8 protein-coding genes and 1 pseudogene are annotated in these 12,236 nt (G+C 70.8%); 6 read left to right on the forward strand and 3 right to left on the reverse strand.

The features are described 5' to 3' along the window. Positions 1-769: 769 nt before the first annotated feature. A complete protein-coding gene (locus AB0G04_RS39525; RefSeq protein WP_360994285.1) occupies positions 770-1,153 on the forward strand; it encodes a hypothetical protein in 384 nt (127 codons plus the stop codon). 416 nt (positions 1,154-1,569) lie between these two features. Here AB0G04_RS39525 and AB0G04_RS39530 read toward each other — a convergent pair whose 3' ends face one another. Further along, positions 1,570-2,343 (reverse strand): hypothetical protein, encoded by a 774-nt coding sequence (locus AB0G04_RS39530; RefSeq protein ID WP_360994288.1) that lies wholly within the window; start codon positions 2,341-2,343, stop codon positions 1,570-1,572. A gap of 219 nt (positions 2,344-2,562) precedes the next feature. On the opposite strand from AB0G04_RS39530, the gene AB0G04_RS39535 reads away from it, so the two are divergent. Genes AB0G04_RS39535 through AB0G04_RS39545 form a run of 3 tightly spaced genes read left to right on the forward strand, consistent with a single transcriptional unit; the run spans position 2,563 to position 6,919 of the window. Next, the gene (locus AB0G04_RS39535) at positions 2,563-5,202 is read left to right on the forward strand and encodes a valine--tRNA ligase (RefSeq protein ID WP_360994291.1); all 2,640 of its coding nucleotides are present in this window, start codon (positions 2,563-2,565) and stop codon (positions 5,200-5,202) included. Continuing rightward, positions 5,199-6,527 carry a folylpolyglutamate synthase/dihydrofolate synthase family protein gene (locus AB0G04_RS39540; protein WP_360994294.1) on the forward strand — a complete coding sequence of 443 codons (1,329 nt, stop codon included), beginning with the start codon at positions 5,199-5,201 and terminating at the stop codon, positions 6,525-6,527. Before AB0G04_RS39535 ends, AB0G04_RS39540 begins: the two co-directional genes overlap by 4 nt. Continuing rightward, complete coding sequence (locus tag AB0G04_RS39545) at positions 6,524-6,919, forward strand: DUF4233 domain-containing protein (protein ID WP_360994297.1); 396 nt, start codon at positions 6,524-6,526, stop codon at positions 6,917-6,919. Before AB0G04_RS39540 ends, AB0G04_RS39545 begins: the two co-directional genes overlap by 4 nt. Here AB0G04_RS39545 and AB0G04_RS39550 read toward each other — a convergent pair whose 3' ends face one another. Then, positions 6,920-7,609 carry an SDR family oxidoreductase gene (locus AB0G04_RS39550; RefSeq protein WP_360994300.1) on the reverse strand — a complete coding sequence of 230 codons (690 nt, stop codon included), beginning with the start codon at positions 7,607-7,609 and terminating at the stop codon, positions 6,920-6,922. It abuts the gene before it with no gap. A 58-nt stretch (positions 7,610-7,667) separates the two neighbouring features. Between AB0G04_RS39550 and AB0G04_RS39555 the strand changes: the two genes are divergently transcribed. Next, positions 7,668-8,036 (forward strand): MerR family transcriptional regulator, encoded by a 369-nt coding sequence (locus AB0G04_RS39555; protein ID WP_360994302.1) that lies wholly within the window; start codon positions 7,668-7,670, stop codon positions 8,034-8,036. Positions 8,037-8,048: 12 nt separating this feature from the next. Here AB0G04_RS39555 and AB0G04_RS39560 read toward each other — a convergent pair. Further along, positions 8,049-8,408: pseudogene (locus AB0G04_RS39560) on the reverse strand (VOC family protein); the annotation flags it as partial. A 3,406-nt stretch (positions 8,409-11,814) separates the two neighbouring features. Between AB0G04_RS39560 and ndk the strand changes: the two are divergent. Continuing rightward, positions 11,815-12,231 carry a nucleoside-diphosphate kinase gene (gene ndk / locus AB0G04_RS39565; RefSeq protein WP_360994305.1) on the forward strand — a complete coding sequence of 139 codons (417 nt, stop codon included), beginning with the start codon at positions 11,815-11,817 and terminating at the stop codon, positions 12,229-12,231. Positions 12,232-12,236: the final 5 nt, after the last annotated feature.

The raw sequence follows: 12,236 nt of genomic DNA on the forward strand, positions 1-12,236 counted from the left end.
GTTACATTCCGAACCCGGTAGCTAAGCCCTCCAGCGCCGATGGTACTGCACTCGGGAGGGTGTGGGAGAGTAGGACGCCGCCGGACTCAACGTTACGAAAGGCCCACCCGGGTGACCGGGTGGGCCTTTCTGCATTCCCGGACCATGCAGCGGGCACACCCGTGCCGGCCCCTGCGGCCGAGAGCGAGAGCCGACGTGCGCGAAGTTGATTCTCGGGAGGGCGAGGGCGAGGGCGACGGCGGCCGGCGGCGGGGACCTCCTACCGCGACCTCCCTACCGCGGACCCCCACGTCCACCACGACCAGGACTAGGACTAGGACCAGGACCAGGACTGAAGCGAAGGCTGGCGTGCGCGGATGTGGCGCCAGCGGCCTGAGTAAAGGCCGTTATGGTTCCGTTACGGTCAGTTGTGAACCACTGTGTCGTCGATGGCATCGCAATGAATGGATGACCTGCGGCGAAGGTGGTAGCGATGCGTGGCGTTCGCATGATTCTTGCGATGACCTGCTGTGTTGCCTTGATCGGAAGTTGCTCCAGTCCTCCCAGGCAGGTGCCGGGACAGGCGTCACCCGACGGCGTCGTTGTTCTTGCCCCTTCCACCAAGCCCCCGGCGACAGCGGTCCCGGCTTCGCCTGCGGGCGCAACGTCACCTTCCCCGCGGCTCCCGCCGTCGAGCCGGCCGCCTACGAGCGCGAACCCGACGGCTGGTAGGTCGCCCGGTTCCGGGCTTGTGCTGGGTCCCTTCGGGCTCGGCAAGCTGAAGATTGGGATGACGGTCAAGAAGGCTGTCGCCACCGGCGAAATCGGAGACGTGTCCGACGGTGACTGTCGTTCGGCGAATGTGAGAGCCGCTGGTTCCGAGGCCTATCAGGTGGTCTTCTCGAGAACCAAGGGCCTGGTTTACATCCCGGCTTTCGGCGACATCGCCACTCCCGAGCGGATTCGGTTGGGTAGCACACCGAACGAGGTGCAGCGTGCCTACCCAGACTTCGTCTCCCGCGACGATTCCACCGGACTGGATACCGGTACCGGCACCGGCATCGGGTATTCCGGGTTCAACGACGAGTTTCTCGGCGTCCACTACTTCTTCGGTTTCAAGAACGGCAAGCTCACCGAGCTGGCGATCGCGGGTGAGGACCTGTGCGCAGGGTGATCCGATGGTGGGGACAGCGGGACGTCGGCCGCCGGACCGCCGGACCGCCGGACCGCTGAACGCCGGACCGCCAGACCCGAACGCCAGACCGCCGAACGCCGGACCGTCAGGCGCCGGACGCCGGACCGCCAGACCCGAACGCCAGACCGCCGAACGCCGGACCGCCGGACCGTCAGGCGCCGGACGCCGGACCGCCAGACCCGGTGGCCGGATGGCCCAGGAGGTGTGTGGCGCAGGAGTGTCCTGTGGGAGATAGGCCGTGACCGAGCACCGTGTCGTCAGGACTGAGATGTCAGGCCGTCATGAGCACCGTGTCGTCAGGACCGAGGTGTTGTGTCGTCGAGGGCCGTGACCTCCAAAGAGGGAGGCACGGAGGAGCCCTGTGGGGGCGGCGGCCGGGCCAGCTGCCGAACTTGTCAGAGGCGGGTCTGAACGGCGGCTCGGATTTCGCGCATGAGCGGGGCGGCCTCGGACTCCGAACGATTGGGGAACATGGCCAGGGCCAGGCTTCCGTGGTCGGCCCAGCCGCAGACCGTCAGATCGCCGTCCTGCTGGGACTGGGCGACACCGCATTTCATGGTGCCGCCGAACTCGCCGGGCGCGACCTCCTTGATTCCGGTCACGGTGCTCTGTTCGTCGTTGACCAGTTCGAAAGCGGAGTCCAGGTCGCTCTCCGGGGACCAGAGCAGCGTGGTTCCGCCGAAGAACAGCACGGACTTCTCGGCGCTGTCGCTGTAGACGGCACCCACCGCCTTGTCCATCTGGATCTCGGCGTTGAGCGCGGACTGCAGGTAGTCGGCGGTGGAGGTGGCCTGCTCGCTGTCGTCCAGGGTGAGCGAGCCGATCTTCGCCGGAGTGGACAGCGTGGTCTGGCGCTGTGAGTTCACCTGCCAGCCGAACCAGGCCAGGGTGCCCGCGCCGGCCAGGGCCACCACCAGCAGGCTCGACAGGACGATGGTGCGTGCCGTCCGGGCCGGCGGGGCAGCGGAGTCCGGCTCGTCCGACCCGGTCAGGCTGAACGCGCTGTCACCGTCATCGGTAGCGCTGAGTTCGAAGGGCCTCTCGGTGCCGGTCGCGGCCGGTGACTGACGGTCGGACTGGTCGGCCGCGGCCGGAACGTCGAGTTCCGGCGCTTCCTCCGCCGGGGCGGGGGAAGCGGAAGAAGGCGTGTGGTGACCGCGGTCCGACATCAGGAAAGCGTATCTCGGGGAGGTGTGACCGCCGGTGCCGGTTCGCCGACGGCAACTCAAGGTGAGCCCGGTCGCCACTCCAAGTGAACCCGATCGCAAGTCGGGATGAGCCCGGCCGCCACTCGAGGTGAGCCCGGTCGCAGCTTCGGATGAGCGTCGTCGGCCGTCGGTGGGAGGTGCGATTTCGGGGTGCCCGGTACAACTCCGTAGACTTGTCGGGTGACCGATGCGACCGAAACCCGTACCCCCGACAGCCGGCCCACCGGTGGCCTCTCCGCCCAGTACCAGCCGGGCGAGGTAGAGCAGCGGCGGTACGAGCGTTGGGTATCGGAGGGTTACTTCACCGCGGACCCGAAGAGTGACAAGCCGCCCTTCACCATCGTGATCCCGCCGCCGAACGTGACGGGGTCGCTGCACGTGGGCCATGCCCTCGACCACACGATCCAGGACACTCTGGTCCGGCTCAAGCGGATGCAGGGCTTCGAGGTGCTCTGGCTGCCCGGGATGGACCACGCCGGCATCGCCACGCAGAACGTCGTGGAGCGGCAGCTCGCCGCGCAGCAGCTGTCCCGGCACGACCTGGGCCGCGAGGCGTTCGTCGAGCGTGTCTGGGAGTGGAAGGCCGAGTCGGGTGGCGCGATCCTGGGCCAGATGAGGCGGCTCGGTGACTCCGCCGACTGGTCCCGTGAGCGGTTCACCATGGACGAGGGCCTCTCCCGCGCGGTTCAGACGATCTTCAAGCGGATGTACGACGACGGGCTGATCTACCGGGCCAATCGGATCATCAACTGGTGCCCGCGTTGTCTGACCGCGCTCAGCGACATCGAGGTCGAGCACAGCGACGACGAGGGCGAGCTCGTCTCGATCCGGTACGGCGAGGGGGAGAACGCGATCGTCGTCGCCACCACGCGTGCCGAGACGATGCTCGGTGACACCGCCGTGGCCGTGCACCCCGACGACGAGCGCTACAAGCACCTGATCGGTACCGAGGTGGAGCTGCCGCTGACCGGGCGGCGCATCCCGATCGTGGCCGACGAGCACGTCGACCCGGCCTTCGGGACCGGTGCCGTGAAGGTGACGCCCGCGCACGACCCGAACGACTTCGAGATCGGCCAGCGGCACAACCTGCCGAGTCCGGCGATCATGGATGAGCGGGCGGTCATCACCGTACCCGGCCCGTTCCAAGGTCTTGATCGTTACGAAGCGCGTCCGGCTATTGTCGCCGCGCTGCGTGAGCAGGGCCGGATCGTCGCTGAGAAGCGTCCCTACCTGCACTCGGTGGGTCACTGCTCGCGGTGCAAGACGACCGTCGAGCCGCGGCTGTCGCTGCAGTGGTTCGTCAGCACCGGGCCGCTCGCGAAGGCGGCCGGTGACGCGGTGCGCGACGGCCGGGTCAAGATCGAGCCGGCGGAGCTGTCCAAGCGCTACTTCGCCTGGGTCGACAACATGCACGACTGGTGCATCTCGCGTCAGCTGTGGTGGGGTCACCGGATCCCGGTGTGGTATGGGCCGGAGGGCCAGATCGTCTGCGTCGGGCCGGACGAGCAGCCGCCGGCCGGCGAGGGCTGGCACCAGGACGAGGACGTGCTGGACACCTGGTTCTCGTCGGGCCTGTGGCCGTTCTCCACGCTGGGCTGGCCGGAGCAGACCGCCGACCTGGAGAAGTTCTACCCGACCAGCGTCCTGGTCACCGGCTACGACATCCTGTTCTTCTGGGTCGCCCGGATGATGATGTTCGGTCTCTACGCCATGGACGGCAAGCAGCCGTTCGACGTGGTCAACCTGCACGGCATGGTGCGTGACCAGTACGGCAAGAAGATGTCGAAGTCGTTCGGCAACGTCGTCGACCCGCTGGACTGGATCGACCGGTACGGCGCCGACGCCACCCGTTTCACGCTGGCCCGCGGCGCCAACCCCGGCTCCGACGTGCCGATCAGCGAGGAGTGGTGCCAGGGCTCCCGCAACTTCTGCAACAAGCTGTGGAACGCGACCCGGTTCGCGCTGATGAACGGCGCGACCGTCGAGGGCGGCCTGCCGCCGGCGAGCGAGCTCAGCGCGATCGACAAGTGGATCCTCTCCCGGCTGCAGCACACCGTCGCCGAGGTCGATCAGCTCTTCACGACGTACGAGTACGCGAAGGTCTGTGACGCCCTCTACCACTTCGCGTGGGACGACGTGTGCGACTGGTATCTGGAGCTCAGCAAGCCGGTGCTGGCCGGGACCGGCACGGCCGCCGACAACAGCAGGCGGGTCCTCGGGCATGTGCTCGACCAGCTGCTGCGCCTGCTGCACCCGGTGATCCCGTTCGTCACCGAGGAGCTGTGGATCGCGCTCACCGGCGGCGAGACCGTGATGACCGCCGCGTGGCCCGCCGTCGACCAGGCACTGATCGACGACGCCGCCGAGGAGGAGCTGGCCGCCCTGCAGAAGGTGGTCACCGAGGTCCGCCGGTTCCGGTCCGACCAGGGCCTCAAGCCGAGCCAGCGGGTCACCGCCGCGCTTACCGGCCTCGGCAACGTCGGCATCGACGCGCACGAGCCGCTGATCCGCTCGCTGGCCCGGCTCGACGCGCCCGGCGCCGACTTCACCACCACCGCGACCCTTGCGGTGACCGGCGGCATCACCGTCGACCTGGACACCCGCGGCGCCATCGACGTGGCCGCCGAGCGGGCCCGTCTGGAGAAGGACCGGGCCGCGGCCGAGAAGGAGGCCACCCAGTGCCGGGCCAAGCTCGGCAACGAGGCGTTCATCGGCAAGGCTCCGGAAGCCGTCGTCACGAAGATCAAGGACCGGCTCGCGACCGCCGAGGCGGACCTGGTCCGGATCGCCGCCGCCCTCGACGCTCTCCCGGCCGCATGACGAACGAATACGCAGAGGTGGAAGCCGCGCTCGACAAGCGCGGCTTCACCCGCATGGTCTTCGACATGCAGAAGATCCGCGACCTGGTGGACGTGCTGGGCACCCCGCAGCGGGCCTATCCGGCCATCCACCTGACCGGCACCAACGGCAAGACCAGCACGGCCCGGATGATCGACGCGCTGCTGCAGGCGCACGGGCTGCACACCGGCCGCTACACGAGCCCGCACCTGGAGACGGTCCGCGAGCGGATCAGCCTGGACGGGGAGCCGGTCTCGGAGGAACGCTTCGTCGCCACCTACAACGACGTGGCGCCGCTGGCCGAGCTGATCGACGCCCGCAACGCCGAGCCGCTCACCTACTTCGACATGACGACGGCCATGGCGTACGCGGCGTTCGCCGACGCGCCCGTCGACATCGCGGTCGTCGAGGTGGGGCTCGGCGGTGAGGAGGACGCCACCAACGTCATCGAGGCCGGCGTCTGCGTGCTCACCCCGATCGGGCTCGACCACACCGAGTGGCTCGGCGACACCATCGAGGACATCGCCTGGCACAAGGTCGGCATCATCCACCAGGGCGCCACCGTGATCACCGCGCTGCAGGACGAGGAGGCCATGCGGCCGATCCTGGAGCGCTGCGCCGACATGGGTGCGACCCTCGCCCGCGAGGGCAGCGAGTTCGGTGTCGTCCACCGCGCGCAGGCGGTCGGCGGGCAGGTCCTCACGCTGCAGGGGCTCGGCGGGGTCTACGACGAGATCTTCCTGCCGCTCTTCGGCGCCCACCAGGCACAGAACGCCGCCCTCGCGCTCGCGGCCGTCGAGGCGTTCCTCGGCGCGGGCCCCGGCAAACAGCTGGAGACCGACCTGGTCCGGGAAGGATTCGCCCGGGTCGACTCGCCCGGCCGGCTGGAACGGGTCCGCAGCGCGCCGACCATCCTGCTCGACGGCGCGCACAACCCGCACGGCATGGCGGCCACGGTCGCGGCGCTGGAGGAGGAGTTCACCTTCCGGCACCTGGTCGCGGTGCTGTCGGTACTCGGCGACAAGGACGTGACCGGCCTGCTCGAACTGCTGGAACCGGTGGTCGCGCGGCTCGTGGTCACACAGAACAGCTCACCGCGCGCCATGCCGGCCGTCGAGCTCGGCCGGCTGGCGATCGACGTCTTCGGTGAGGACCGCGTGACGGTCGCCTCGGACATGCCGGACGCCATCGCGGAAGCGGTCGTTCAGGCCGAGGAGGACTCGTCGGGCGAGTTGAGCGGCGTCGGCGTGCTCATCACCGGGTCGGTGGTCACCGTCGCCGATGCTCGGAAGCTGCTCAAACGATGAGTGGGCCGGAGGAGGACGCGATGCCGGTGGAGGGCACACCGGCTGCCGCGCCACGGCCTTCCGGTCTCAAGAACCCTCAGGCGGCGGTACGGGGACTCGGCGCCGGGACATTGGCACTCGAGGTGATCGTGCTGCTCCTGACGGTCGCCCCGCTGGCGGTGCTGGCGGGGGACCGTCGGGGGCCGGCGATCACGGCGGTGCTCGTCGCTTCGGTGCTGGCGATCGGCCTGGCCGGCTGCATGAAGCACAGTTGGGCCTGGACCGCCGGAGCCGTACTTCAGGGACTGCTGCTCCTCGGCGGCTTCCTGCACTGGACGGTCGCGGCGGTCGGCGTGATCTTCGGGCTGACCTGGGCGTACGCCATGCACGTCCGCCGGACCATCCTGGGCTGATCAGGTGAGCTTGTAGAACCGGCTCGGGTCCTCGGCGAGTGACGCCTTCACCATGGCGCTCCACTCGTCGAACACGACCTCGAGCCGGTTCTCCTCGATCCCGTCGAGGGCGGCACGGACGACGTCGGCGGGATCTGCCTTCGGCCCCTGGTATCCGGCCATCATGTCGGTGTCCGCGGCGCCCAGGTGCAGGCCGGTCACCAGAGTCTTCTGCGGTGCGAGTTCGAGGCGTACGCCGTTGGTCATGTTCCATTGGGCGGCCTTCGCGGCGCCGTATGCGGTCGCACCCTCGTAGTTGAACCAGGACAACGCGGACAGCACGTTGAGGATCGCCCCGCCGCTGAGCCGCGGTGCGAACGCCCGGATCATGCGCAGCGTGCCCCAGAAGTGGGTGTCCATCTCGAGCCGGATCTTGTCGAGATCACCGGTGACCAGGTTGGTGTACGTCGTGATGCCGGCGTTGTTGATCAGCAGGGTGACGTCGGTGGCGATCCCGGCCGCCGCGGCGATCGAGGACGGGTCGAGGATGTCCAGGCGCAGGGGTTCGGCGCCCGGGATGTCAATCAGTTCGGGACGGCGGGCCGTGGCGTACACCTTGGCCGCGCCGCGCTCGAGCAACTGCTTGGTGAAGTGGCGGCCGAGGCCGCGATTCGCGCCCGTGACCAGGGCGACTGCTCCGTTGATCTGCATGCGGCTACGCTAGAACCTGACGTTGACGTCAGAGGCAAGTCGTGCGACGGAGGTCACCATGCGGATCGGTGAGCTGGCGGATCGGGCCGGCGTCAGCGTGCGTGCGCTGCGCTACTACGAGGAGCAGGGCCTGCTGTACGCCCAGCGCAGCGGCAGCGGCCAGCGCCACTACAGCGAGCCGGCCGTCGACCGGGTGCAACTCATCCAGAATCTCTACGCGGCAGGCCTGACCAGCAAGACGATCGCCGACCTGCTGCCCTGCGTGGATGCCGGGGTCAGCACACCGGAGTCACGCGCCATCCTGGTCGCCGAGCGCGACCGGATCGAGGCCCAGATCGCCGGGTTGACCCACGCGCGGGACCGGCTCGACGCCCTGATCACGTTGACGTCCAGCCCGCGGGCGGGGTGCGCGTACGAGCCCTCCTGAGACCGGGCGGGGTCAGCGGATGGCCCGCCACTGGGTGATGGCGATGTTGTGATTGTCCGGGTCGCGGAACGTGGCCGACCACAACTCCAGCTTGTCGCCGCGGTTCACCGGACGCGGCGAGTGGACGAACTTGACACCCTTCTCCCGCAACTCCGAGTGGACCGCCTCGATGTCGCCGACCTCCAGATTCAGGTAGATCAGGCGGCCCGCCTCGGCCGACAGGTTGTGCACGGTCCGCAGCACCAGGCGAGTGTCCCCGGAGGCCAGGACCGCGCTGCCGTCGCCGTTGTCGATCTCGTGGAACCCGAGGATGTCCCGGTAGAACTCGGTCGACCGCTCCAGATCGGTGACCAGCACCGTGATGCCGACGCCGTGGATCGAACCGGCCGCGGCCGGCCGGGCGCTCGGGTATCCGGTGAACACGTCACCCGCGTGCTCGTCGGGCCGGGCGCTCAGGTCACCCCACGGGCCGCCCCGTCGCTGTTCCTCGCCCGGCGCCGGTACGTCGTCCAGGTGCGGGGTGGGGAAGGCGTCCGGAGAGACCGCGGCACGGCCCACGGCCACCCCGAGGATGCCGTCGCGCAGAGCGGACCGGCGGGGGGTCTCCGGCTCGCCGGCCGGCGGAGCGATGATGCCGTCCGCGCGGGCGGCGGCCGCCTGCGGTCCGGTCTCCGGCGCGGGTTCGGGGTTGCCGTCGATCGGCAGGCCGTGATTACGCAGCTGGATGTCCGGGCCCAGCGGGATGTCGATCTGATCGATGCCGGGCCGCGGCGCGGAGGTGCGTGGTGTGGCCGGCGGCGGTGCGCTCGGAAACGGCCGGTCCGGCTCCGGTGCGGCCGGGGGCGCCGACACCGGTGACGGTGCGGCCGCCGCCGACGACGGGGTGCGCTGCGTGCGGGGGCCGGGTTCCTCCATGACGGTGGGGTCGTCGCCCGGCTGCATGAAGAAGCGGGTCCGGCTGCCGAGCGGACGAGTCTCCACATTCGGCGGGACCGCGGGATGCCCGGCCGGCGGGGCCCAGCGTTCGTCGGCCGGAGCGGGCCGGGGCGCCGAGGCCTGCTGAGCCGTCGGAGCAGGCCGGGGCGAAGGAGCAGTCCGGGGCGATGGAGCGGGCTGGGGTGATGGAGCGGGCTGGGGCGACGGAGCGGGCCGGGCTGAGGGATCGCCCTGGGCTGAAGGATCAGGCTGGGGTGCAGGAGCGGGGCGGGCCGATGGAGCAGACCGAGGCTGCGGAGCCGGTTGAGCCGCCGGGGCCGCGGGGTTCTGCTGGGCTGCGGGAGCGTGCCAGGCCGACCGGCTGGATTCCGCCGAGGGGTTCTGCTGGGCTTCGGGAACCTGCTGGCCGGTTGGCGTCGGCGGCGTCTGCCGGGTGGCCGGATCCGGCGATGGGTTGCCCTGTGCCGGCCGGGCCCAGACCTGCTGGTCGCGCGAGCCACCCTCGGGGCGGGCCGGACGGGCCGGCCGGGCCGGCGGCGGTGGGGCGGCCGCCTGGCCGGACCGGGCGACCGGTGGGGGCGGCGGCATGGGCGCGTCGGCCGGGCGTGCGGCCGGCGGCGGCGGTGGCGTCAACCCCGAGGCCCGCCCGGCGTCCGAAGACCGCCCGGCGGGAGAAACTGGGTCTGCTGGTGAGCGGCGCCCGGCCGGGGAGATCGGGTCTGCTGGTGAGCGGCGCCCGGCAGGGGAGATCGGGTCGGCTGGTGAGCGGCGCCCGGCAGGGGAGATCGGGTCGGCTGGTGAGCGGCGCCCGGCAGGCGAGATCGGGTCCGCTGGTGACCGGCGGCCGGCGGGAGAAACTGGGTCGGCTGGTGAGCGGCGCCCGGCGGGGGAGACCGAGTCCGCTGCGGAGCGGCGCCCCTCGGGCGGGGCCGGGTCTGCCGGGAAGGCAGCCTCCACCGGTGAAGTGCGGCGGTCGTCGGCGGGCGGGGAGTGCCGTTCGGGTTCGGACGGTGCCGGGGCCGGAATCGGCACCGCGGTCGTCGTGGTGGGCGGGCCGTCCAGATCCAGGTCGATGTCAGCGGCCGGATCGGGGCGGGACTCGGGTGGTGTTCGCTGCGCCGGGGGCATCGTGGTGGCGGCCTGCGGCGGGGCGGTGGTCACTGTCGGCGACGCCTGGGGCGTACCGGATGAGGTTTCTCTCTCGACCGTCACGGTGGCCGAGCCACTTCGCGGACGTGGGCTCGGACGCGAACCCGGCGGCCGTCCGGAGGCTGATGCCGACGGGAACCGCGAGCCGCCCGCCGGACCGGGACCGGGGTCGGTGTCCGTGGCGACCGCCGCCGGAGCGGCAGCGCTGTGGGCGGCCGTCTCCGCGGTGCCGCGGGAAGCACGCGCCGGGCTCGCGGGCCACTTCCCGGGAGCGGGAGCGGGAGCGGGAGCGGGACCGCGACCGGGAGCCGAAGCGCCGGAACGCCAGAAGGCGTCCGGGGTGTCCGGCCGGGGCGCTTGCCGGTCGTCGCCGGGATCGGCTTCCGGCTCGGCGGCAGGGCCGCGCCCGGGCTCGTCGGTGCGGGCCTGGTCGAAGTCGGTGCGGTCCTGGTCGAAGTCGACGGGGGGCTGGTCGAGGTCGGCGGGGGCCTGGCCGAAGTCGGCGCGGTCCTGGTCGAAGTCGGCGGAGGCTCGGTCGAGGTCGGCGGCGCCCCGGTCGAAGCGAACGCGGTCCCGGTCGAAACCGGCGGCGTCCTGATCGCGACCGGCCGCACCATGGTCGCGACCGGCAGGGTCAGGGCCGGCAGCGTCAGGGTCGGTGGCGTCAGGATCGGCAGCGTCGGGGTCAGCGGCGTCCTGGTTGAAGCGGCGCGCACTGCCGGCCCGGCGGGGCAGCGGAGCCGGCTCCTCGTCGGTGCCGACCACCTGGCCCTCGACGATCGTGCCGGTCGGGGTGTCGCGGACCACGACGGTACCGCCCGTCCGGGGGGCGTATCCGGTCGTGGCGCCGCGTGCACCGGTGGACGCCGGCATCGGCTCGGGCTCGACGTCCCAGTCGTCCGGACGGCCCTGCCAGGGCGCCTCGTCGACGTCACCGAAGACCTCGTCGTCGAGGTCGTCCGGCTCGGCGCGGCCGGCCGGGGGCGGTGGGGGCGGCAGGTCGTCGCCGGGCCGGCTGACCGGTGCGTCGCGCCAGCTGACCCGGACCCGGCGGGTGTCGTCGACGTCGACCGTGATCGGCACGGTGGCGCCGGGCGCCGGCCACTTCTCGACCGGGACCCGCGGCTCGCGGACCGTCGCCTCGAAGGCGCCCAGCCCGGGGGCCACCACGATCAGCTGGAGGGTGGCGCGGCCGTAGGCCCCGGCGACCGGCGCCGGAGTGATCGACCGCACCTCGGCGTTGCCCGCCACGGTGGCTCGCCCGCCTCGGCGCTGCACCGGCATGAAGGCCACCGCTATGGCGATGGCCAGCACGGCGATGCCGAAGAACGCGACAGGTGAACTCGACATGCCAAGACCGAGTGCGATCACGAAGAACGCAATCGTGCCGATGATCCAGGCCACCAGCTTTCGCGCCGGGGCGATGGGTCGGCCGGTCTGGTTCGCCACTGTGGACCTCCCGGTAGTTCCCGTCAGGTTATGACCCGGCGGTGCGTCCGCGAAAGTGCGCCGGTCCGGACATCGCCGCTCGCCCCGTCGGCGGTACCGATAGGCTGAACTCCCGCGTGTTCGGCCTGTCATCACCAAGTCGGCCTTGCTGTGTCGGCATTGCTGTGTCGGCGTTGCTGTCTCGGCGTTGCTGTGTCGGCTTGGCGCTGATGTGCCGGCCTGTAGTCGCTACGGAGGAAACTGCGTGTCCAGCACCACCGAGCGTTCGCTCGTCCTGATCAAGCCCGACGCGGTCCGCCGTGGGCTGCTCGGCGAGATCCTGTCCCGTTTCGAGCGTAAGGGCCTGATCGTCGAGGCGCTGGAGTTGCGCACGATGGACGCGTCGCTTGCTGACGCGCACTACGCCGAGCATGTCGACAAGGCTTTCTACCCGCCGCTGAAGGATTTCATGACCAGCGGCCCGCTCGCCGCGCTGGTGCTCTCCGGCGACTCGGTGATCGAGGTGGTCCGCGCGATGATCGGCGCGACCGACGGCCGCAAGGCGGCCGCCGGCACGATCCGCGGTGACCTCGCTCTCTCCAACCGGGAGAACCTGGTGCACGCCTCCGACTCACCGGAGAGCGCCGAGCGTGAGCTGGCCCTCTGGTTCCCGAAGCTCTAGCCCGG

The sequence above is a fragment of the Actinoplanes sp. NPDC023801 genome (assembly GCF_040639655.1).
Classification (GTDB): domain Bacteria; phylum Actinomycetota; class Actinomycetes; order Mycobacteriales; family Micromonosporaceae; genus Actinoplanes.

Excerpts from the sequence above, each read along its gene's own strand:
- AB0G04_RS39555 (WP_360994302.1), top strand. The coding sequence starts at position 7,668 with ATGCGGATCGGTGAGCTGGCGGATCGGGCCGGCGTCAGCGTGCGTGCG.
- AB0G04_RS39525 (WP_360994285.1), top strand. The coding sequence starts at position 770 with ATGACGGTCAAGAAGGCTGTCGCCACCGGCGAAATCGGAGACGTGTCC.
- AB0G04_RS39540 (WP_360994294.1), top strand. The coding sequence starts at position 5,199 with ATGACGAACGAATACGCAGAGGTGGAAGCCGCGCTCGACAAGCGCGGC.
- AB0G04_RS39545 (WP_360994297.1), top strand. The coding sequence starts at position 6,524 with ATGAGTGGGCCGGAGGAGGACGCGATGCCGGTGGAGGGCACACCGGCT.
- AB0G04_RS39550 (WP_360994300.1), bottom strand. The coding sequence starts at position 7,609 with ATGCAGATCAACGGAGCAGTCGCCCTGGTCACGGGCGCGAATCGCGGC.
- AB0G04_RS39530 (WP_360994288.1), bottom strand. The coding sequence starts at position 2,343 with ATGTCGGACCGCGGTCACCACACGCCTTCTTCCGCTTCCCCCGCCCCG.